The 19,872-nt window shown below is 71.3% G+C and carries 21 protein-coding genes and 1 pseudogene; 17 read left to right on the plus strand and 5 right to left on the minus strand.

Annotation, left to right across the window (positions count from 1 at the left end):
* Positions 1-3 precede the first annotated feature (3 nt).
* From ABZ738_RS20065 to ABZ738_RS20075, 3 genes and pseudogenes are all read left to right on the plus strand, one after another.
* A complete protein-coding gene (locus tag ABZ738_RS20065; RefSeq protein ID WP_131054991.1) occupies positions 4-1,218 on the plus strand; it encodes an MAB_1171c family putative transporter in 1,215 nt (404 codons plus the stop codon).
* 136 nt (positions 1,219-1,354) lie between these two features.
* The gene (locus ABZ738_RS20070) at positions 1,355-2,479 is read left to right on the plus strand and encodes an AbfB domain-containing protein (protein ID WP_357215167.1); all 1,125 of its coding nucleotides are present in this window, start codon (positions 1,355-1,357) and stop codon (positions 2,477-2,479) included.
* A gap of 84 nt (positions 2,480-2,563) precedes the next feature.
* Positions 2,564-2,725, plus strand: a pseudogene (locus tag ABZ738_RS20075) (Fe-Mn family superoxide dismutase); the annotation flags it as partial.
* A gap of 240 nt (positions 2,726-2,965) precedes the next feature.
* On the opposite strand, the gene ABZ738_RS20080 reads toward ABZ738_RS20075, so the two are convergent.
* Positions 2,966-4,489 carry a non-reducing end alpha-L-arabinofuranosidase family hydrolase gene (locus ABZ738_RS20080; RefSeq protein WP_357215170.1) on the minus strand — a complete coding sequence of 508 codons (1,524 nt, stop codon included), beginning with the start codon at positions 4,487-4,489 and terminating at the stop codon, positions 2,966-2,968.
* 351 nt (positions 4,490-4,840) lie between these two features.
* Positions 4,841-5,266, minus strand: a complete 426-nt coding sequence (locus tag ABZ738_RS20085; RefSeq protein WP_357215173.1) for a hypothetical protein — start codon at positions 5,264-5,266, stop codon at positions 4,841-4,843.
* Between the two features lie 185 nt (positions 5,267-5,451).
* On the opposite strand from ABZ738_RS20085, the gene ABZ738_RS20090 reads away from it, so the two are divergent.
* The 4 genes from ABZ738_RS20090 (at position 5,452) to ABZ738_RS20105 (ending at position 8,552) form a co-directional block, all read left to right on the plus strand.
* Positions 5,452-5,859, plus strand: a complete 408-nt coding sequence (locus tag ABZ738_RS20090; protein ID WP_131053868.1) for a transcriptional repressor — start codon at positions 5,452-5,454, stop codon at positions 5,857-5,859.
* A 141-nt stretch (positions 5,860-6,000) separates the two neighbouring features.
* Entirely contained in the window at positions 6,001-6,393 is a 393-nt protein-coding gene (locus tag ABZ738_RS20095; protein ID WP_131053867.1) for an SCO5389 family protein, read from the plus strand.
* A 31-nt stretch (positions 6,394-6,424) separates the two neighbouring features.
* The gene (locus ABZ738_RS20100) at positions 6,425-7,471 is read left to right on the plus strand and encodes an LLM class flavin-dependent oxidoreductase (protein ID WP_131053872.1); all 1,047 of its coding nucleotides are present in this window, start codon (positions 6,425-6,427) and stop codon (positions 7,469-7,471) included.
* Between the two features lie 124 nt (positions 7,472-7,595).
* Complete coding sequence (locus ABZ738_RS20105; protein WP_357215178.1) at positions 7,596-8,552, plus strand: ATP-binding protein; 957 nt, start codon at positions 7,596-7,598, stop codon at positions 8,550-8,552.
* 100 nt (positions 8,553-8,652) lie between these two features.
* On the opposite strand, the gene ABZ738_RS20110 is transcribed toward ABZ738_RS20105, so the two are convergent.
* Positions 8,653-9,909 carry a GTP-binding protein gene (locus ABZ738_RS20110; RefSeq protein WP_131053865.1) on the minus strand — a complete coding sequence of 419 codons (1,257 nt, stop codon included), beginning with the start codon at positions 9,907-9,909 and terminating at the stop codon, positions 8,653-8,655.
* A gap of 147 nt (positions 9,910-10,056) precedes the next feature.
* On the opposite strand from ABZ738_RS20110, the gene rpmB reads away from it, so the two are divergent.
* The 4 genes from rpmB to ABZ738_RS20130 all read left to right on the plus strand — a co-directional run bounded on the left by rpmB (position 10,057) and on the right by ABZ738_RS20130 (position 11,560).
* Positions 10,057-10,293, plus strand: a complete 237-nt coding sequence (gene rpmB, locus ABZ738_RS20115) for a 50S ribosomal protein L28 (RefSeq protein WP_131053864.1) — start codon at positions 10,057-10,059, stop codon at positions 10,291-10,293.
* On the plus strand, positions 10,293-10,460 hold the full coding sequence (rpmG, locus tag ABZ738_RS20120; protein ID WP_095565727.1) for a 50S ribosomal protein L33: 168 nt from the start codon (positions 10,293-10,295) through the stop codon (positions 10,458-10,460). The genes rpmB and rpmG overlap by 1 nt, the downstream gene beginning before the upstream one ends.
* A complete protein-coding gene (gene rpsN, locus ABZ738_RS20125; protein WP_131053863.1) occupies positions 10,460-10,765 on the plus strand; it encodes a 30S ribosomal protein S14 in 306 nt (101 codons plus the stop codon). The genes rpmG and rpsN overlap by 1 nt, the downstream gene beginning before the upstream one ends.
* A gap of 120 nt (positions 10,766-10,885) precedes the next feature.
* The gene (locus ABZ738_RS20130; RefSeq protein ID WP_161594980.1) at positions 10,886-11,560 is read left to right on the plus strand and encodes a hypothetical protein; all 675 of its coding nucleotides are present in this window, start codon (positions 10,886-10,888) and stop codon (positions 11,558-11,560) included.
* 100 nt (positions 11,561-11,660) lie between these two features.
* Here the strand turns inward: ABZ738_RS20130 and ABZ738_RS20135 are convergent, their stop codons facing one another.
* Positions 11,661-12,518: an amidohydrolase family protein gene (locus ABZ738_RS20135; protein ID WP_357215184.1), complete on the minus strand. Its 858-nt coding sequence runs from the start codon at positions 12,516-12,518 to the stop codon at positions 11,661-11,663.
* A gap of 113 nt (positions 12,519-12,631) precedes the next feature.
* Between ABZ738_RS20135 and ABZ738_RS20140 the strand changes: the two genes are divergently transcribed.
* The 6 genes from ABZ738_RS20140 to ABZ738_RS20165 all read left to right on the plus strand — a co-directional run bounded on the left by ABZ738_RS20140 (position 12,632) and on the right by ABZ738_RS20165 (position 18,568).
* Positions 12,632-13,891, plus strand: coding sequence for a M20 family metallopeptidase (locus tag ABZ738_RS20140; protein ID WP_357215187.1), 1,260 nt, complete (start codon positions 12,632-12,634; stop codon positions 13,889-13,891).
* A gap of 64 nt (positions 13,892-13,955) precedes the next feature.
* A complete protein-coding gene (locus tag ABZ738_RS20145) occupies positions 13,956-14,963 on the plus strand; it encodes a Gfo/Idh/MocA family oxidoreductase (protein WP_176093707.1) in 1,008 nt (335 codons plus the stop codon).
* A gap of 15 nt (positions 14,964-14,978) precedes the next feature.
* Complete coding sequence (locus ABZ738_RS20150) at positions 14,979-16,277, plus strand: ABC transporter substrate-binding protein (protein WP_357215190.1); 1,299 nt, start codon at positions 14,979-14,981, stop codon at positions 16,275-16,277.
* A 61-nt stretch (positions 16,278-16,338) separates the two neighbouring features.
* Complete coding sequence (locus ABZ738_RS20155) at positions 16,339-17,298, plus strand: sugar ABC transporter permease (protein ID WP_131055425.1); 960 nt, start codon at positions 16,339-16,341, stop codon at positions 17,296-17,298.
* Entirely contained in the window at positions 17,295-18,128 is an 834-nt protein-coding gene (locus ABZ738_RS20160; protein ID WP_131055423.1) for a carbohydrate ABC transporter permease, read from the plus strand. Before ABZ738_RS20155 ends, ABZ738_RS20160 begins: the two co-directional genes overlap by 4 nt.
* Before the next feature lie 122 nt (positions 18,129-18,250).
* Positions 18,251-18,568: an L-rhamnose mutarotase gene (locus ABZ738_RS20165; protein ID WP_161595024.1), complete on the plus strand. Its 318-nt coding sequence runs from the start codon at positions 18,251-18,253 to the stop codon at positions 18,566-18,568.
* A 56-nt stretch (positions 18,569-18,624) separates the two neighbouring features.
* On the opposite strand, the gene ABZ738_RS20170 is transcribed toward ABZ738_RS20165, so the two are convergent.
* Positions 18,625-19,755 carry a mandelate racemase/muconate lactonizing enzyme family protein gene (locus ABZ738_RS20170; protein ID WP_357215195.1) on the minus strand — a complete coding sequence of 377 codons (1,131 nt, stop codon included), beginning with the start codon at positions 19,753-19,755 and terminating at the stop codon, positions 18,625-18,627.
* Positions 19,756-19,872 lie beyond the last annotated feature (117 nt).

Raw genomic sequence — 19,872 nt, forward strand, 5'->3', positions numbered from 1 at the left:
CGCATGCTGGTGGCGGCGGGCCACGTCGTGGCGCTGGTGGTCGCCGTCGCGGCGTTCGTCGTGAAGCTGGGCGCGCTACGGCGTGACCCGTCGAACCCGAGGATCCTGGCCAGTCTGGGGATCTGCCTGGGCTGCGGCGTCGCCGTCACCGCAGGGTGGGCCCCGGTGCACAGCTTCATCGACGGAGTGTCCGGGGTGCCGAACCTGGCCAAGCCCGTCGAGCACGGCGCGGCGCTGATCACCGCCACCGCCATCCAGTTCCTCTTCCTGCACCTGGGGGATCCGCAGCGGGCGCGTCGGTCGATGCGACGGCGATGGCTGTTCCTGGCGGTGGTGGCCACCGTCATGATCACGATGTTCTGGGCGGCCGACTTCGCCGAGTCCGAGCCGATGCACTTCGCCGAGAGCTACGGCGACAAGCCGCAGGTCATCGTCTACATGCTCGCGTTCCTGGCGTACCTGGGCGTCTCCGTGGTGGACATCCTGCGCATGTCGCTGGGCTACGCGCGCTTCGCCGGCACCCGGCTGAAGGTCGTGATGCGGCTGCTGAGTGCCGGTGCGTTCTTCGGCGCCGCCTTCGTGGCGCACAAGGCGCTGTTCCTCGCCTGGAGACTGGCCGACACCACACCCGCCTGGTCCGAGCCGGTCGCGTCGCAGTCACTGGTCACGCTCTCGGTCGTCCTGATCTGTTCGAGCTTCGTGCTCTCCACGGTGTGGCGGACCGTCGACGGTCTGCGGGCGTTCCCCCGCAAGAGCGCGCTCCACCGCGACCTGCATCCGCTGTGGCACCTGCTGTACCAGGCCGTGCCGAGCATCGCGCTGCACCCGCCCCGCCGGCCGGAGCGCAACCCCCGGTGGGTGTGGGGGATCGGACAACGGTTGTACCGGCGGTGCGTGGAGATCGGCGACGGCCTCCAGGCGGTGGGCCCCCCGGATCCGATGGTGGTGGCGCAGGCCCGGCGGCGCGCCGAGGAGGCCGGTTGGGACGAGGCGCGGGCCGCCGCCGCCGGGGAGGCCGCCGGGATCCTGGACGCCGTCCGGCGGTACGCGCAGGGACACGTGGCCGGCGGCACGGTGGAGCCCGGCGTCGAACCGCCGTCGGGAGACATCGCACCCGCCGACGTGGAGGCCGACGCGCGTCGTCTTGCGCCGCTCTCCAGGGTGCTGGGTGAGCCACTGGTCCGCGATTCCGTCGCCGGTACCCTCGACACCCACTAGGTCGGCCGGGGCGTCGGCACGGCACCTGGTCCTCGACGAGGACTGGCGCCGACCCGTGTGGTGATGAGAGCGTATGGGCCGCAACCAGATGACTTGTCCGGGCGGGCGCGTGCGCGGGAAGCGGCAGGAGACCACCATGTCCGAGAAGGGCACCAACCAGCCACGTCTCCGTATCGGCGGCTGGCTCTCCCCGTCCGACTCCGATGCCACCCCGACAGCCTCCGTCCGATCGGGCGGCGGTCGCCATGACCGGCCCGCTGATCTGCCGCGACGCGGCACTCCGTCCCCGCTCCTGCCCCGCATCGTGCTGTCCGCGTCCGCCCGGCCGACCCGTACCTCCGCCGAGGCCGGCACCGTGTCCGGTCCGGCACTCGCGGGTGACGCGCCCGCCACCGACCTGCTTCCGCCGCCCGGCGGGCCGCACCGGCCCGACGGTGCCGGCGCGGCCGACGTTCGGCGCAAGCTGTTGCTCTGCGGGGTCGCCGTGGTCGCCGTGAGCACCGTCGTCGGCGCGACGGCACTGTACGGCGGTGACGCGCCCGAACCGGTACGCGGCGAGTTCGCTGCGGCGGTGCCCGGCCCGGACGTGGACGGGCCACCGTTCGGCCCGGGTGACCTCGGCGCCATCACACCGTCGGCAGCCACGGGGGTGCCCACCCTGTCTCCCGGCGCCATCCCGACCACCGACGGCGGCGGTGCCAGCGTGTCCCGCCGCGCCACTGCGGCCCCCACGTCCGCGGGTCCCGTCCCCGCCGTGCCGCCACCGGTGGTGAGCGTCCCCGCGAGTCCCTCGTCGACGCCGACGGCTCCGGCCGGCACCGCCCTGACCCCGGGTACCCGCATCGGTCTGGAGGTGGCCGCCCTGCCCGGCCGTCGGGTGCGGCACGCCGGCTTCCAGGCCCAGGTCGACGCCGTCGACGCCGGCAGCAGCGCCGGTGCGAGGGCCGACTCCGGGTTCGTCGTGCGTACCGGCCTCGCCGGCGCCTGCCTCTCCTTCGAATCGGTCAACTTCCCCGGGCACTACCTGCGGCACCACGAGTTCCGGGTGTTCCTGCACCGTGCCGAAGGCGGCGACGTGTTCCGCGCCGACGCGACGTTCTGCCAGGTCGGCGGCATCGGCGGTACGCACACGTCACTGCGTTCCTACAACTACCCGAACCGGTACCTCCGCCACGACGGTCAGCGGCAGATGCAGGTGTCCCCGATCGGCGACGGCGCCTCCGCGTCCTCGGCCACTTTCGTGGTCCGACCCGCCCTGTGACATCCGCGTAGACCCCGCTCCCCGCTTTCGGACTGGGAGCCGCTCGGGCGGCGGCTGATCGTGGAGCGTGGCAACGTGGGGCAGGGCAGCACGCCGCTGCTGGTGTTCGACGCGTGGGAGCATGCCTACTACCTGCAGTACCGCAACGTCCGGCCGGACTACGTGGACCGGCTGTGGAACCTGGTGAACTGGTCGGACGTGATCGCCCGGTTCGACGCCGCGCGTGCCACCACGCCGAAGATCTGAGCGGCGTGACCGGCCATTCCCCGGCCGCGGCGGAACTGGTGCGACGCGCTGCCGGGGTGATCGCCGCCAGACACCGTGGTGACCTCGCCGCCACCGCCGGACGGCCCGAGACCTGACCGGCGGAAACGCCACCGGCGGCCCTGTCCCACGGGTACGGGACAGGGCCGCCGGGGTGCTCACCCCGGCGGGCCCACTGCGGGCCCGCCGGGTGTGTGGCGGTGGTTCAGCGTTGCAGGGTGATCAGCGTTGCAGGGTGAGCAGTCCGGGGCGGTACGGCAGGAGGCCGTAGTCGCCGCCGGAGTTGGGTGAACGGCCCTGGTAGAGCAGTTGCAGGTTGCAGGCGTTCACGGTCATCGTCTGGTCGGCGTTGGTGCGGATGAGTTCACCGTGGCTGATGTCGTTGGTCCAGGTGGCGCCGCTGTTGGCCTTACCCGCGAACGGGTTGCTCTCGGTGGCCGCCTGCGGAGTCCAGGTGCCACCCAGGCTGGTGGCGGTGAAGGAGCGGAAGTAGCGGCCCTGGGAACCGATGGCCTCGACGAGCATGAGGTACCGGTTCTCGCCCTGGAGCTTGTAGACCTGCACACCCTCGAACAGGTTGTTCGTGGTGTCGGTCATGATCGTGGTGTAGTTGGAGCCGAAGCTGCCGGGGAAGTTCCCGATCGGCATGCTGGCCCGGTAGATGCGGCCGTTGTCCCCGGCGAAGAAGAGGTACATGTTCTGGCTGTCACCGATGAGAGCCTGGTCGATGGGGCCGGTGCCGGAGTTGGAGATCGATCCGGTGAACAGGGTCTGCGCCGGCCCCCAACTGTTCACGTCCGCCGGGTTGGTCGACGTGCGGTAGGAGAACGCCGGGCCGCCCCACTGGTAGGCCAGGACCCAGACGTTGCGCGGCGCGAAGTAGAACAGCGACGGCGCGACGGCGGAGAACGGCATGGCGTTCTGGCTGGCCGAGCCCATCTGGTTCCAGTTGGAGAAGAGGCCGAAGTTCATCGACCCCCAACTGGTGCCGAAGTCGTGGGTGGTGCCGTAGACGAGCTGCTGACCGTTGTAGGGGGCGTGGGTGAAGTCCTTCAACGACACCCAGCCCGACCGCGGCTGCGCCAACGCGCCCGTCGACGACCACCGGTACGACGACGGCAGACCACACGTACCCGACGGCGGCGGAGTGGTGGGCGTGGTCCCACCGTCGACGCGGACGAGCTGCCACTGCTGGTTGGCGCCGCCCCAGTCGTCGTACTGCACGATGTTGCCGCCGTCGGCGGTCGAGGCGCCCTGCACCTCCACCGCCTTGTTGCTGTTGCGGTTGATCAGGCGCACGTGCCCGCCGTCGGAGTCGGCCAACCGGAACTGCTGGTTGGTGCCGTTGCCGTCGCTCCACTGCACGATGTTCGCGCCGTTGGCGGTGGAGAAGTTGTAGACGTCCAGCACCTTGCCCGAGTGCCGGGACTTCAACCGGTAGTAGCCACCACCGGAGTCGACGAACTGCCACTGCTGCTGGTTACCGTTGTTCCGGGTCCACTGGGTGATTCGCGCACCGTCGCTCGTGGCCAGGTTGTACACGTCCAGGGCCTTACCGCTGTTGCGGTTGACCAACACGTACCACGCGTTGGTGTCGACCGTGGCCGCAGCGGCGGGCGTCGCCAGCACCGCGGCGGCGGCACCACTGACCATCACCGCTGCCACGCCGGCAGCGATGACCCGCGGCAACCACCGGCGCCGCCGCGACGGCGGTGCGATCGATGGAGATCTACCGAAGGCAGACATGATCCTCCTTCAATGACCAACAGATGAGCGGTCCACCCGGAGCCGGGCGCACCGTGACGCACGGGTCGGACGCGAGCACGGGATGGCAGCGCTAACATGATCGCCGCTCTCCTCGGGCGCGCCCGATCCCAGATCCGGCGTAGCGAGCTTGCCCGGTAGACCGCAGGCGCCGTCCTTAGGCATCGACTGTGAGCGATAACATGCCGTTCGTCAAGTCGTAACGTTCCCGACTCGACACCCCCGCGCCGGAGCTGCCGCACCGGCGATCAGGGGTGGCCGTGCACGCCCGACGAGCCGGCGGGGTGAGCCTCCGGAGTTCCCGTCGTCGCGATCGGGAGTCGACCCGCCGTGTCAGCTGTCGAACCAGACGACGAGTCGCACGTGGTCACCGGCCACCGCGTGCCAGGCGCGCCCGTGATGGCTCGCCTTGCCGACCAGGAGCTCTCCGGCGCTCGTCGGCCGGTACTCGTGAATCCGGTCGTCCACCTGGGGCGCACTCGCCGTCCAGTCGATCCGGGCCACCTCTGCCCACGTCACCCAGGTGCAGTCGTGGATCGGCTCGACGGTGCAGAGTCGACGCAACTCCGGACTGGTGTCCTCCGGCAGGCCACGGCCGGGGGCGACCGGCGTGAAGCCGGCGTAGTTGCGTACCCCGAACAGCAGGCCGAAGGCGTCGTAGTCACGAGGTAGGTCGGCGGTGAGCACGTCGGCCAACGACCATGACGAACCCGCGCCTCCCGGCCGGACCTCCACGCCGCCGTCGATGTCGGTGCCCACCGTATGCCCGCCTCATGCCGCACACGCCCGCCTCGGTGGCGGACACCACCGAGACGCGCAGTGGCCGGAGGCCGGCGCGACGGTGGCTATCATAATGGCCCGGCGACGAGTCGATGTGCCTCGCGTCGCCGACCCGGCCGCGAGGGTGGCACGCCGGCCCGAGGCCCGGACGAAGGGGAGTGGCGATGGCGATCAAATCGATTCCGGGCGCTGCCCGCAACACCAGGCAGCGGGCCGAGGTCGTCGGGTTGCTCGACGAGCTGACCGAGTTCCGTAGCGCCCAGGGGTTGCACGCCCAACTGCGGGACCAGAAGGCGTCGGTCGGCCTGACCACCGTCTATCGCACGCTCCAGGCGTTGGTGGACGCGGGGGAGGTCGACACGGTACGCCTGCCCTCCGGTGAGCAGTTGTACCGCCGGTGCAGTCGGACCCACCACCATCACCTCGTCTGTCGCGACTGCGGTCGCACCGTGGAGGTCGTCGGCCCGGCGGTGGAGGAGTGGGCCGAAGGTGTCGCGGCCCAGCACGGTTTCACCGACCTCAACCACACGCTTGAGATCGTGGGTGTCTGCGCCGACTGCGCGGCCCGATAGCGCGGCTCCTCTCGGGGCTGACCGGGGTGGCTCGCCGGACTCCGTGGTGGCTTTCCGTGTTCGGGCATTGACGGGTGGTCACCGGCATGGTGTGCTCAGTCTAACGAAAGCGAAAACCGTGATCGTTAACTGAGGAGGAGCATGTCTCTCACCGTGCCGCCCGACCTGCTGCGGGCCGCCGAGTCCGGCCCGGTCAACGACGAGGAGTTCGTGGCCTGCGTACGGGAGTCGTTGCCGTACGCCTGGCAGACCGTCAGCCGCGTGGCGTCGGATCTGGCTGCCTCGGGCGAGGAGTTCGCCGACAACGTGCTCCCGCCACCCAGCGAGGCGGAGCGGGGGCAACTGCTGCGGGCCCTGGCCAGCGACGCCATCCGGTCCAGCCTGGAGCGTCACTTCGGCGTGAAGCTGGCCTTCCAGAACTGCCACCGGGTCGCGGCCTTCCGGCCGGCGGCAGTCGACTCCGACACCTACCGCCGGTTCGTCTCCACCCGGGGCCAGTTGCTCAACCAGTCGCCCGAGCTGCGTGACTGCTGATCACCACCGCACCCGGCGAGCGGAACGCGGTGTGCACGCGCACCTGTTCCTGCTCGCCGGGCAGCGGCCCGGCGACACCCACGCCGACGCGCTCGCCGACGCCCACCGGTACGGCCGTGCGGCGGAGACCGCCGGATTCACCGGGGTGTGGATCGCCGAGCACCACTTCATCCCGTACGGCGTCTGTCCCTCGGCGGTCGCCTTCGCCGCGCACCTGCTCGGCGCCACCCGGCGCATCACGGTCGGCACCGCCGCCTGTGTGCTGTCCAATCGGCACCCGGTGGCACTCGGGGAGGAGGCGGTGCTGCTGCACGAACTCTCCGGCGGCCGGTTCCGGCTGGGGGTGGGCCGGGGTGGCCCCTGGGTGGACCTCGAGGTCTTCGGTACCGGCCTGGACCGGTTCCGGCACGGCTTCGGCGACTCGGTGGAACTGCTGCTGCGGTGGCTCTCCGGCGAACCGACCGTGGCCGGCAACGCGCGCTTCCCGTTCCGGCCGGTGCCGGTGGTGCCGCGACCGCGCAGCGGGGTGCCGCTCTGGGTGGCCGCGACCACCCCAGGCACCGTCGACCTCGCCGCCCGGTACGGCCTTCCGCTCCTGCTCGGCCTGCACGCCGACCTGGCCGAGAAGGCGGAACTGCTGGCCCGTCACGCGCGGGTGGCCACCGCGTACGGGCACGATCCGGCCGGCATCCACCACGCCAGCGCCCATGTCGCCCAGGTGGCGGCGACCGACGACGCGGCGGCGCGGGCGGTTCGCGCCGGTCTCCCTCCGCTGCTGGCCGGCACCCGGGAGTACGTCCGGCTGGACGGTGCCGCAGGCGGGCGTCGCGATCCGGAGCGCTATGTGGACCATCTGATCGACATCCACCCGGTCGGTTCGCCCCATCGATGCCGGGAGGCGGTTGCCCGGGCGACGGCGCTGCCGGGCGTACGCCATCTGCTGTTCATGGTGGAGGCGGCCGGTGGCCGGGACGCCACCCTCGACACGATCCGTCGGCTCGCCGTGGACGTCCTCGACCTGCCCGTCCCGCAGACCGAGCCGGAGACGGCGTGGTCTGCCGGGGGTGGCGCCCCGTAATCGAGACGGATTCCCGGTGACCATTTTCTGACGCGATCAGCGGGTTCCGCGCGGCGGAAGCCGCACCACCCGTTACCATCGCGCTTGTGGAAACGGTTCCCGTTAGCGTCAAGGGGTGGTCGCGGTGAAGGTAGCGTTCGTCGGCAAGGGCGGCAGCGGGAAGACGACGCTCACCGCGCTCTACGCCCGTCACCTCGCCGCCGCGGGCCGGCCGGTGCTGGCAATCGACGCCGACATCAACCAGCACCTCGCCGTCGCCCTCGGTGGATCGGACCACGCCGCCACCCCCGTGCCGCTCGGTGCCCACCTGCCCGCGATCAAGGAGTACCTGCGCGGCGACAACCCGCGCATCGGCTCCGCCGCCGAGATGGTGAAGACCACCCCGGCGGGGCGGGGGTCACGCCTGCTCCGGGTGGACGAGGAGAACCCGATCTACACGAGCTGTGTGGCGCCCGTCGGTGAGGTGCGGCTGGCGGTGACCGGCGAGTTCACCGCCGAGGACCTGGGGGTCGCCTGCTACCACTCCAAGGTCGGTGCGGTGGAGCTGCTGCTCAACCACATGCTCGACGGCCCCGGCGAGTACGTGGTGGTGGACATGACCGCCGGTGCCGACTCGTTCGCCTCGGGGCTGTTCACCCGCTTCGACCGCACCGTGCTGGTCTGCGAGCCGACCGTACGCGGAGTCGGCGTCTACCAGCAGTACGCCGGCTACGCCCGGGACTACGGGGTGGCCCTGTCCGTGATCGGCAACAAGGTCGAGGACGCCGCCGACGTGGAGTTCCTCCGCGCGCACGTCGGCGACGACCTGCTGACCTGGGTGGGGCGCTCGGCGTACGTGCGCCGGGCCGAGCGGGGCGTCCTCGGACCGCTGGAGGAGGTGGAGGCGGAGAACCGGGCCGCGCTGGGCCGGCTGGCCGAGGTCGTGGACGCCACCACCCAGGACTGGGCGGCCTTCACCCGCTGGGCCCACGAGTTCCACCGGCGCAACGCCGTGGCCTGGGCCAACGACCGTACGGGTGTGGACCTCAGCATGCAGATCGACCCGAACTTCCAGATGGGACCGGCGACGGTATCCGCCTGATCGCGACAGCGGGCCCGGCCGGGTTCGACGGGCCGCGTCCGGACGCGGTCCGCGCGAGCACTGCCACCTGGGCAGCGGCCGCGCGGACCGGTGACGCCGGTCAGGCGTCGGTCATCGGGAAACATCCGGCGAACGGGTCGGGGTAACCGCGCCAGACGTCCTCGCCGTCGGCGAGTTCGGCGTCGGTGAGCAGGCATCCGGTGAGGGTGTGCCGCAGCGCGGCCGGGTCGAGGTCCAGACCGACGAAGACCAGGTGCTGGTTGCGGTCGCCGTAGTAGGGATCCCATTCGAGGGCGGCGGCGAGCCTGCGATGGTCGGAGACCTCGTCCCAGTGCGTGTCCGGCAGGCAGGTCAGCCAGCGCCCGAGCGAGCCGAGGCCGAGGCCGCCGCCGGCGAAGTCCCAGGCGACGACCGCCTCGGGTTGGCTGGCCAGCCAGAGGTGCCCCCGGGAGCGGATCACGTCGGCGTTGACGTCCTCCAGCACCGCGTGCAGGCGCTCGGCGTGGAACGGCCGGCGGGCCCGGAACACGACCGAGACGATCCCCTGGTCGGGGTGGGGTTCGTGGACACCGAGCAGGTGCCCTTCCAGGCCGCGGACCAGCACGCCAGGGGTCTCCGGTCGGTGCCGGTCGGTCCGGCGCAGCCGCCGGGCCAGGGCGTGCGCGTCGACCAGGTCGTCGTCGACGCGGATCTGGATCGCCCACGGCGCGATGCGTGCCAGCAACGTCGCGAGGCGGTGCGTGTCGTAGCCGCCGTCGGGGGAGTGTCCCCACAGGACGTGGGTGTCGGCGTACTCGATCTGCCGGACGACGACGTCGGCGAGTGCCCGGTCGTCGTCGGCGGCGGCGTGGATGTCCAGGGTCTTCAGGTCGTCGGTGCTGGCCAGGCCGTCGAGCAGGTGTTCGGCGTCGACGACGGTGACGTAGGAGTCGACGTGCAGCAGGTCGGTCAGCGGCGTGCCGTCGACGAGGCAGTGGGCGCAGGCGGCGGCGACCGCCTCCGGCTCGACCACCTCCGGCAGCATCAACACCAGGTCCCGGTGCGGATGGGTGCCGGCCAGCCGGGCGAGAGTGGGGAGGACGTCGTCGCGCAGTGTGCAGGAGACGCAGCCGTGGGCCAGCGTGATCCGCTCGTCCTCCAGCACCCCCGACCGGTCGCGGACCACCCGGTGCACGACACCGGCCCGTACGTCGCCCAGGTCGTGCCGGACCAGCAGCAGCGCCGGGTCCGCGGTGAGCAGCGTGCGGGCGACGGCGTAGGTCGCGGCCGGCCAGAAGCCACTGAGCACGGTCAGTGAGGGCGGTCCGGCTCGCTGGACGGCGGCCGGGCCGGTCGACGTGACGGATGACGTGGACATCACAGCCCTCTCGACGTAGTTGAAAACGGTTGTCATTATAGACACGTGATCGTTCCCGAGACGAAGCCCGTCGCGCCCGCCTCCTCGGCGTGGACCCCGGACCTGTCGGGAGCGGTCCTGTCGTTTCCATCTGTGAAGGAGCAGGCCATGTCGCGACGCTGCGACGTCACCGGGGCGAAGCCGAGCTTCGGCAACGCCGTGTCCCACTCCCATCGGCGGACCCGCCGCCGGTGGAACCCGAATCTGCAGAACCACCGCTACTGGCTGCCCTCGGAGCGCCGCTGGATCCGGCTGACGCTGACCGCCAAGGCGCTGCGGACCGTGGACCGCGACGGCATCGAGAAGGTCGTCGCCCGACTGCGCGGCAGGGGGGTGACGGTCTGATGGCCCGGCAGACCGACGTCCGGCCGATCGTTCGCCTGCGCAGCACGGCCGGCACCGGCTACACCTACGTGACCAGGAAGAACCGCCGAAACGACCCCGACCGGCTGGTGCTGCGCAAGTACGACCCGATCGTGCGCCGGCACGTCGAGTTCCGCGAGGCACGCTGATGGCCCGCACCGGCCTGGTCGGTCGTCAGGAACGCCGGGTGGAACTCGTGGCCCGGTACGCCCCGCACCGCGCCGCTCTCAAGCGGGCCATCGCACACCCGGGGACCGACCCGGCCGACCGGGAGGACGCGGTACGCCGACTCGCCCGGCTGCCCCGCGACTCCAGCCCGGTCCGGCTGCGCAACCGCGACATGGTCGACGGTCGCCCCCGAGGTGTTCTCGCCCGGTTCGGGCTGTCCCGGGTCCGGTTCCGCGAGATGGCCCTGCGCGGCGAGCTGCCCGGCGTCCGCAAGGCGTCCCGCTGAGACGCGACACCGAGGGACCCGGTGCCGCCACCGACGGGTGAACCCCGATTGTCCCGCCCGGCGTCCGGTGCCGACGTCGGGCGGGCGCGGCTGTCGGAGGGGCGTGTGAAGATCCTCGCCGTGACCGAATGGATCTACAACGAGCGTCCGGCGGGCGTACGGTTCCTGACCGAGCGCATTGGGGAGCCCGGACGCGACGAGATCGAGGCCGAGATCTGGGCCTGGATCGTGCGCGGCGAGACCGACGCCGACGAGTTCGTGGACTTCTTCGACCAGGACGAGCAGCGCCACGGTGCCACCGACGAGGAGTTACGCGCGGCGTACGGGACGGCGCTGGCGGCGCGGCGGGAGCAGCAACGCGGGTGGGGCGAGGTGTGCGGCAACCTCACCCGCGCCTTCGCCGAACTCCACCGGCGCGGAGTGGTGGCCAGGGAGAACTTCAGCTGCTGCGGCACCTGCGCGGCGGGCGAGATCCACGACGAGCGGGACGACTCCCGGCACTGGCACGGTTACCTCTGGTATCACCAGCAGGACACCGAGTCGCTCATCGACAGCGAGGACGGCCAGGTCTGGCTCGGCTACGGCGCCTATCCGCCGGTGGACTTCGACGAGGCCGCCTATGCCGCCCTCTCCGAGGCCGAGCAGCAGGCCGGCTACCAGGCCGACCTGGAACGCCTCCTGGACGACCTCGTCTTCCCGGTGCTGCGCGAGCACGGCCTGCGGGTGGAGTGGAACCGCAAGCAGTCCCAGCGGATCCGCGTCACCGGCGCCCAGTGGTACGCGTCGGTGATCTGAGCGTCGGCACCGGCGGGCCGCCCCCGGCTCGCCGGTGCGACACCCGGTAGGACTGCCGGCTGGCGTGCTGCTGCGCCCCGGCGCGACTTCAGGACGACGGCTAGGCCGCTGACACGTCGCCTCCCGTGGCGGTCGCCCGGTCGAGGACGCGGCGCAGGTTGGCGCCGAAGACGTCCGCCCGCTCGGTGGGGGCGAGGTCGTTCAGCCCGACGGGCTCCAGCGTCTGCGCGAACGACACGTGGTCGAGGCTGGGCGGGAAGTCCGAGCCCCAGTACAGTCGGCGGCTCCCGAAACGCTCCAGGAGCAGCTCGACGAAGGGGCGGGCCGCCGCGTGCGGCCAGGCGTGCGGCGGCTCGCTGACCGCGTACAGGCCGGAGATCTTCACCCCGACGTGCGGCAGTGGGGCCAGGTCGAGCAGCGGTGTCAGGGTCTCGGCGGCCTGCTGCGGGTTCGGGGGCGTCGCCCGGCTCCCGGGCAACCCGAGATGGCTGAACAACACCGGGCATCCGTCGAGGGCGGCGAGCGCGGTGCCGAGTCGGCGGGTGGCGGCCGGGGTCGCGTTGAGGCTGAGCACCGCACCGGCCGTGATGAGGTCGCCGGCGGAGCCGGCCACCCAGTCGGTGAAGCGGTCGGCCGCCTCGGCGTCCGTCAGGTACACGGCCAGCCCGACGAACCCGGCTGCCCACCAGCGGGCCAACTGCCCGTCCGCCGGTCCACCTGGTGGAACGTAGGCGACCGGGGCAATCCAGGGGTGCCGGGCGGCGAGACCGGCCAGGTAGTCGTTGTTCCCGGCGAAGCGCGACTCGCCCTCGTATCCGACCACGAGGGCCCGATCGATGCCGTGCACACGACGGATGTCCTGATATGCGGCGATCTCCTGGCCGCCGGCAGGGGAGCGCCCGTACCGGCCCGGGTAGCCGTCGGCGAACAGGTGCAGATGGGCGTCAGCGCGGTCCATGGTCACGGACGATAACCCAAATTCTGGCGGGTTATTGACGCGGACACCCCCCTGACTTAGGTTCTTGTCTCAATTAGGTCCGGATTGCAGGTCGCGAGCGAGGGGTGGGCCGGGTGGCGCGGGGACACGACGGGGTTGATGAGCTGGTACGGCTGAGGCGTCAGCTCCATCGCCACCCCGAGCTGCGGTTTACTGAACACCGTACGGCCGGGACATTGGCCGAGAAGCTTCAGCCGTTTGGGCGGTTGCGGACCGGAATCGCCGGTACCGGATTGCTCCTCGAACTCGAAGGGTCCCTCCCGGGGCCGTCGGTCCTTCTTCGGGCCGATATGGATGCCTATCCCGTGCAGGACGCCAAGACCGCCCCCTACGCGTCGACGAACCCCGGGGTCTGTCACGCCTGCGGACACGACGTGCACATGACCGTCGCCTACGGCACCGCCGCCCGGCTCGCCGCCGCACCGCCGGCCCGGGGCTCGGTCACCGTGCTGTTCCAACCGGCCGAGGAGATCCCGTTCGGCGAGACTTCCGGAGCCGCCGCGGTCCTCGTCGACGAGGCGCTGTGCGGCCGACGCTTCGACGCCGTACTCGGCCTGCACTGCTGGCCCGACCTGCCGGTCGGCGCGCTCGGTGTGGACCGCACCACCGCCATGGCGGCCAAGGACGCGTTCCGCGTCGAGGTCCTCGGCCGGGCCGCGCACGCCGCCACCCCGGCGCTGGGCCGCGACGCCATCCTCGGGCTCAGCGGCATGGTGAACATGCTGCACGCCGCGGTGGCCCGGTCACGCAACGCCGACGAACTCGTGGCCTTCAACATCGGCACCATCTCCGGCGGGGCCAGCCAGAGCCAGGTCGCCGGGTACGCGGAGGCCACCGGCACGCTGCGCACCCTCGACGAGGGCACCCGCGAGCGGCTCAAGACGGTCATCGAGCGGGTCGCCCGCCAGCAGGCCGCCGCGCTCGACCTCGGCGTTCGCTTCACCTGGGCCAACGAGATGCCGCCGGTCCGCAACGCGGCCGAACTCGTCGCGCTCGCCCACGCCGAGCTGCCCGGCCTCATGCAGGTGACGGACCTCGCGGTGCCGCCGCTGACCACCGACGACTTCGCGCTGCTCGGCGCACTTGGCCCCAGCCTGTACGTCAAGCTCGGCGTCACCGGCGAGCGTGGTGGCGCGCCCCTGCACTCCGGCTCGTTCGACGTCGACGAGCGGTGCCTAGAGGTCGGTGTGACCGCCTTCGAACGGCTCACCCGGGCGGTGTTGGACGGACGGCTCACCGTCGATCCGACCGGCAGCGCTACCGCCGCCGGTGCCGCTGTGGCCGTACCGGCACCCGCCGGGCCGGACGCGACCGTCGCGGCGGTGACGGCGTGAACCGCGTGGCGGGGCGCGCTGCCCCGGTACCCGTCGAGGGCACCCGCTCCGGCGGAGGCGCGGCATGAGCGCCGTGCCGGAGGTCGCCGTCGTCGGCGCGGGAGCGTTCGGGCTGCGGCACGTCGCCGCGTACCGGTCGCTCGGCGTACCCGTGACCGCGCTGGTCGACCCGGACCCCGCCGTGCGCGACCGGGCCGCCGCCGCGCACGGCGTCGCCCGCACCTTCGGCACCGTCGAGGAACTGCTCACCGCCGGCGCCCCGCAGGCCGCCTCGGTCTGCGTACCCGGACCCGCCCACCGCGCGGTCGCGGTCGCGCTGCTCGCCGGCGGGGTGCCGGTCCTGGTCGAGAAGCCCCTCGCGGCGACGGTCGCCGACGCCGCCGCGATCGTCGCGGCGGCCCGCACCCACCGGGTCCTCTGCCAGCCCGGACACATCCTGCGCCACAGCGCCCCGCACCGGGCGCTGTACGACGCGGTCCGCGCCGGCCGGCTCGGCCAGGTGCTGGCCGTCTCCTCCCGTCGGGACCGGCCGCGCGCACTCAGCCGGCTCTTCCCCGACGAGCACCCGGCCCTGCTCACCGCCGTGCACGACGTCGACCTGGCCATCTGGTACGCCCAGTCGCCCGTGGTCGAGGTCCGCGCGACCGCCCGGACCCGACCGGGACCGGCCTCGCCGGTCCTGGTGTGGGCGGAGCTTCGGCACGCCAACGACGTCGTGTCGTCGATCCGCAACAGCTATCTCCTACCTGACACCACGCCCAACCACACCTCGGACCTGGTCGAGGTGTACGGCACCGACGGGGTCGCCCACGTCGACCTCGGCCACCCCACGCTGCTCGTCCAGGCCGAGCGGACCGAGGCGCCGGACTGGCTGCTCTCGCCGGCCGACGGCGGCGGCGCGCTCGCCGCCGAACTACGCCACTTCGTCGGTCAGGTGACCGGCACCGAGTCGTCGGCGGTCGTCCCGCTCGCCGACGGACTGCACGTGGTGCAGGTCGCCACGGCCATGGCCGACAGCGCCGCCGCCGGTGGCGAACCCCGTCGGATCTCCTCCCTCGAACCCCTCTCCTGACAGGAGCTTGCGCCGATGTTTCGACGTAGATTGACCGGCGTTCTCGCCGCCGGTGTGGCCACCGCCGCGATGCTGGCCGGATGCGGGGGCGGTGGCGACGCCGCCGACGGCCCGGTCACCCTGAAGGTGCTCACCTGGGAGCCGGGCGGCTCCGAGTACTGGCAGCAGGTGAAGACCACCTTCGAGGCCAGCCACCAGAACATCAAGCTGGACCTGCAGTCGGTCCCGTTCGACAAGTACCCGGAGGTGCAGGGGCCGTACATCACCTCGCAGTCCGGGCCGGACGTGATGGCGAACAACGCCGGACTGGAGCTGTTCGACCGGCGGGGCGCGTACGTGCCACTGGGGGACCGGGCCGCCGAGATCAACAAGGACCTGGTCACCTACAGCGGCGCCTGCGAGGGCTTCGACACCAGCAAGGCCTGCTTCGGCGTGCCCTTCTCCTACCAGGGCAACGTCCTCTACTTCAACAAGGACGTGCTGCGCGGCGCCGGGCTGGACCCGGAGAACCCGCCGGCCACCTGGGACGAGTTCGGCACCGCCTGCGAGGCGATCAAGAACTCCGGCAAGACCTGCCTGGCGCTGGGGCTGTCCGGCACCTTCCCGGCGTACTGGGACTTCCCGGAGATCGCCCGCAACTACCTGACCGAGGACGACATCCGCGGCCTGCTCGCCGGCACGCTGTCCTGGAAGGACCCGAAGCTGGTCCAGGTCCTGGAGAAGCTCGCCGAGATCACCACCAAGGGCTGGACGAACAAGAACGCACCGTCGATCACGATGCTGCCCGACGGCGCGGACATCTTCCAGCGCGGTGACGCCGCCTTCGCCGGCACCATCATCTCCGACGCGGTGAACTGGGAGGCGTTCGGCAAGGCCCTCGGCGACGACAAGCTCGGCGTCACCCGGTGGCCGGTGATCAACCAGTCCGCGCCGCTGGCCGGGAAGTTCTCCGGCATCGAGGGCGCCGTCTACGGCGTGACGCAGTGGAGCGAGAAGAAAGAAGCCGGCCTGGAGTTCATCACCTGGCTGGCCGGCAAGGAGAACGGCGAGCTCTGGGTGAAGCACGCCAAGGGTCAGCCGCTCAACAAGAACGTCGACCCCGCGTTGCTGCCCTCGTCGCCGGCCTTCAAGAAGATCCAGGAGTTCGTGGCCGAGCCGACCCTGCACGCCGGTGTCATGCTCTCCGGCCCGGAGGCCGACGCACTGGCCCGAGGCTGGCAGCAGATCACCCTCGGTCAGCTCACCGTCGACAAGTGGGCCGACCAGATGCAGCAGGCGCTGGAGCGCAGCCCGACGAAGAAGCAGGGCAACTAGTCGCACCGGGTGGGGTGGCCGGGCGCCACCCCACCCGCCAGCCTCCGGGGAGGACAGCCCGATGAGCATCTCCACCGCGTCGGCCGCCGATTCGGCCGTCGCGACGAACCCACCCCCGCCGGTACGCCGCAACCGGCGACCCCGGCACGCCCGGGAATGGTGGCTCGGCGCCCTTCTGGTCCTGCCGGGAATGGCCCTGGCGGTCACCTTCAAACTGGTGCCGCTGATCCGGGGCGTCATCACCAGCTTCGAATCCTCCAGCGGGTTCGGCGACAGCTCCTTCGCCGGCTGGGACAACTACACCCGGATGTTCGACGACCCGGTGGTGCTGGCCAGCTTCCGCAACGCCCTGCTGGTGGTGGCCACCCTGCCGGTCTGGATCGTGCTGCCACTCGTGCTGGCGGTGCTGATCCACCAGCGGGCACCGGGCTGGAAGTTCTTCCGGGCCGTCTACTTCGTCCCGTACACCATCGCGCCCATCGTGGTCGGCATCATGTTCCGGCAGATCCTCAGCCCGGACGGACCGATCAACGCCCTGCTTCGCGCCGTCGGGCTGGAGCCGCTGGCCATCGAGTGGCTCAACGGGCAGAACAGCGCGCTCTTCTCCCTCGTCGCGGTGGCCCTGTGGAGCTTCTTCGGCCTCGGCGTGATGACCTACCTGGCCGGGCTCGCCACCATCCCCGAGGAGGTGCTGGAGGCCGCGTACCTCGACGGGGCCAACTTCTGGCGGCGCCTCTACTCCGTCGTGGTGCCGATGCTGCGCCCCACCGTGGCGTACTGGAGCGTGCTCTGCGCCTCCGGCGTGCTGATCTGGCTGTTCCCGCTGATCTACGCGTTGACCCAGGGCGGCCCCGGCAACGCCACCATGCTCCCCGAGTACCTGGTCTTCCTCACCACCTTCCAGTTCCTCGACCGGGGGTACGGCTCGGCCATCGGCATCGCCCTGTTCGTCTTCGTCGCCGTGTTGTCGATCTTCAGCGTGCGGCACATGTTCAAAGAGGGGACCCGGAAGCCGCGATGAACCGGCGACACTCCGCCCAGATCGGGCGCTACCTGTTGGTCTTTGCGTTGGTGGTGGTCGCGGTGGCGGCGCTCTACCCGCTGCTGTTCACCGTGGTCAGCTCGCTCAAGACGCAGACCGGGTTCGCCCGGGACCCGCTCGGACTGCCGGCCGGGATCACCTTCGAGAACTACGTCGAGGCGTTCAAGCGGATGAACATGCCCCGACTGCTGTTCAACTCCATCATCACCACGGTCGGCGGACTGGTGCTGTCGGTGCTGGCCGCCATGCTGATCGCGTACACGGTGACCAAGCTGCGTTTCCGGGGCGGCAAGCTGGTCTTCCTGTTCATCATCATCACCCTGACCATCCCCAGTCAGGCGATCATCTACCCGCTCTACCAGACCGTGCTGGACCTGGGTATGTCCGGGGAGTACCAGGGCCTGATCCTGGCGTACGCGGCCTTCGGTCTGCCGCTGGGCACGTACCAGCTCGCCGGCTACTTCCAGCAGGTGCCCGACGAGCTGATCGAGGCCGCCCGCGTCGACGGCGCCGGACACTTCACCATCCTGTTCCGGCTGCTCGCCCCGATCGCCACCCCCGCACTGGCGGCGCTGGCCATCTTCAACTTCGTCTGGATGTGGAACGACCTGTTGCTGCCGCTGGTCATCATGGGCGGCTCGGACTCCAAGACGCTGATGGTCGGCGTCTCCCTGCTCAGCGGCCAGTACGACGTGTCGGTGCCGCTGGTCAGCGCCGGCCTGATCGTGGCCCTGCTCCCGGTGCTCATCATCTACCTGGTGTTCCAGCGCCAACTCGTCTCCGGTGCGCTCGCCGGCTCCGGCAAGTGAGCACACCGGCCGACCGGCCCGACCCGGATACTCCTCACTGTCCGGGCGCGGGTCACCCCGGTCCCGCCCCCGATCCCGGCACCGGATCGGGGGCGGGACCGGCCCGTGGGCCGGGAGTGCAGGTGTGCCACCTGTACCGCCTGCGTCCCGGGGCGGAGGCCGAGTACGAGCGCCGGCACGTCGAGCTGTGGCCGGAGATGGCCGCCCTGCTCGACGAGGCGGGCGTGTACGACTACCACATCTACCGGCACGGTCTGCTGCTGATCTGTGTGCTGCGGACCCGGTGGGGCTTCGCGCACGCCGGCCGGGTCACCGGCGCCTCCGAGGTGCAGGCGCGCTGGACGGCGTCGTTGTCGCACCTGTTCGCCGAGATCGCCGACGCCGACGGCGAGCCGCTGTGGGCGTATCCCGTCTTCCACCATCCCGGCCGTCGGATGTAAGGAGGGGTCCCCTGCTAACGCCTCGTGTATAGCAGGGGACCCCTCCTTACATGCGTCTAGACGGCGTATGCGATGGAGCCGTCGGCGCGGTGGGGGATGCGGGTGAGCGGACGGCCGGTCAGGTCCAGCGGGGTCTCGTCGGTGAGGTCCAGGGTGACGCCGAGGCCGGGCTCCTCGGGGATGGGCAGGAAGCCGCCCTCGCGGCGCACGCAGGCCCGCGCCGGACCGTCGGCGAGGGTGTCGTCGAGCGGGGAGTACTCCTGGGTCACGAAGTTCGGGATCGCCGTGTCCAGGTGCACCGAGGCCATGGTGAGCAGCGGTCCGAGGCAGTTGTGGCTGACCACCGCCGCGTGGTACGACTCGGCCAGCGCGGCGATCTTACGGGCGTGGCTGATGCCGCCGGCCAGGCCGAGGTCGGGCCGGACGTACTGGGCCCCGCCCTGCGCCAGCAGCTCCTTGAACTCCCAGATGGTGTGCAGCCGCTCGCCGTTGGCCATCGGCACCCCGAGCGCGCGGCGGCTCAGCTCAGCCTGGCTGCTGACGCTGTCGATCTGGATCGCGTCCTCGACCATCAGCGGGTGCAGCCGGCCGACCGCCGGGACGACCGCCTCGGCCTGCAACGGGGTGAGCTTGCGGTGCAGCTCGATGAGCAGGTCGACGTCGGGTCCGACCGCGTCGCGGACGGCGGCGGTGGTGGCCTCGGTGTCGGTGACCAGTCGGGCCAGCGACAGGTCGCCGTAGTCCGCCGGCAGCGGGTCGAACTTCACCGCGGTGAACCCGTCGGCGACCGCCGCCGCGGCCTGGGCGGCGAGGTCCTGCGCGCCGGTGCCGGGCAGCAGCAGGTGCAGGCGGATCCGGTCGCGGACCCGACCGCCGAGCAACTGCCAGACGGGTACGCCGAGACGCTTGCCGAGCAGGTCCCAGAGCGCAAGGTCGATCGCGGAGACGGCGGCGGTGAGCACCGATCCCCGGAACGGTCCCATCCGGTACAGGTGGTGCCAGTGGTACTCGATCCGGCTCGGGTCGGCGCCGAGCAGGTGCGGACGGAACGCCTCCACGACCGCGTGGACCGCTCCCGGATACCCCCAGCAGGCGGACTGTCCGACGCCGACCAGTCCGGTCGAGGTGTGCACCGCGACGAAGTGCGCGTCGCCCCGCACCACCGACTCGACGGCGGTGATCTCCATGCTGCCCCCAAATTAGAGCCCTATAACGGCCACAAACTTGCTCATGCACTCTTCCATAGCATGATGTCCCTGGTCTAGGCTCCAATCCGAACGAGCCGGAATAGGGCTCTAATTCAT

The organism is Micromonospora sp. NPDC047793 (assembly GCF_040642635.1).
Lineage (GTDB): Bacteria > Actinomycetota > Actinomycetes > Mycobacteriales > Micromonosporaceae > Micromonospora.

Coding starts and splice junctions, on each gene's coding strand:
- rpmB (WP_131053864.1), top strand. CDS start 10,057: ATGTCGCGACGCTGCGACGTCACCGGGGCGAAGCCGAGCTTCGGCAAC.
- ABZ738_RS20095 (WP_131053867.1), top strand. CDS start 6,001: ATGTCTCTCACCGTGCCGCCCGACCTGCTGCGGGCCGCCGAGTCCGGC.
- ABZ738_RS20080 (WP_357215170.1), bottom strand. CDS start 4,489: ATGTCTGCCTTCGGTAGATCTCCATCGATCGCACCGCCGTCGCGGCGG.
- ABZ738_RS20150 (WP_357215190.1), top strand. CDS start 14,979: ATGTTTCGACGTAGATTGACCGGCGTTCTCGCCGCCGGTGTGGCCACC.
- ABZ738_RS20135 (WP_357215184.1), bottom strand. CDS start 12,518: ATGGACCGCGCTGACGCCCATCTGCACCTGTTCGCCGACGGCTACCCG.
- rpmG (WP_095565727.1), top strand. CDS start 10,293: ATGGCCCGGCAGACCGACGTCCGGCCGATCGTTCGCCTGCGCAGCACG.
- ABZ738_RS20160 (WP_131055423.1), top strand. CDS start 17,295: ATGAACCGGCGACACTCCGCCCAGATCGGGCGCTACCTGTTGGTCTTT.
- ABZ738_RS20090 (WP_131053868.1), top strand. CDS start 5,452: ATGGCGATCAAATCGATTCCGGGCGCTGCCCGCAACACCAGGCAGCGG.
- ABZ738_RS20145 (WP_176093707.1), top strand. CDS start 13,956: ATGAGCGCCGTGCCGGAGGTCGCCGTCGTCGGCGCGGGAGCGTTCGGG.
- ABZ738_RS20065 (WP_131054991.1), top strand. CDS start 4: ATGCTGGTGGCGGCGGGCCACGTCGTGGCGCTGGTGGTCGCCGTCGCG.
- ABZ738_RS20070 (WP_357215167.1), top strand. CDS start 1,355: ATGTCCGAGAAGGGCACCAACCAGCCACGTCTCCGTATCGGCGGCTGG.
- ABZ738_RS20110 (WP_131053865.1), bottom strand. CDS start 9,909: ATGTCCACGTCATCCGTCACGTCGACCGGCCCGGCCGCCGTCCAGCGA.
- rpsN (WP_131053863.1), top strand. CDS start 10,460: ATGGCCCGCACCGGCCTGGTCGGTCGTCAGGAACGCCGGGTGGAACTC.
- ABZ738_RS20170 (WP_357215195.1), bottom strand. CDS start 19,755: ATGGAGATCACCGCCGTCGAGTCGGTGGTGCGGGGCGACGCGCACTTC.
- ABZ738_RS20155 (WP_131055425.1), top strand. CDS start 16,339: ATGAGCATCTCCACCGCGTCGGCCGCCGATTCGGCCGTCGCGACGAAC.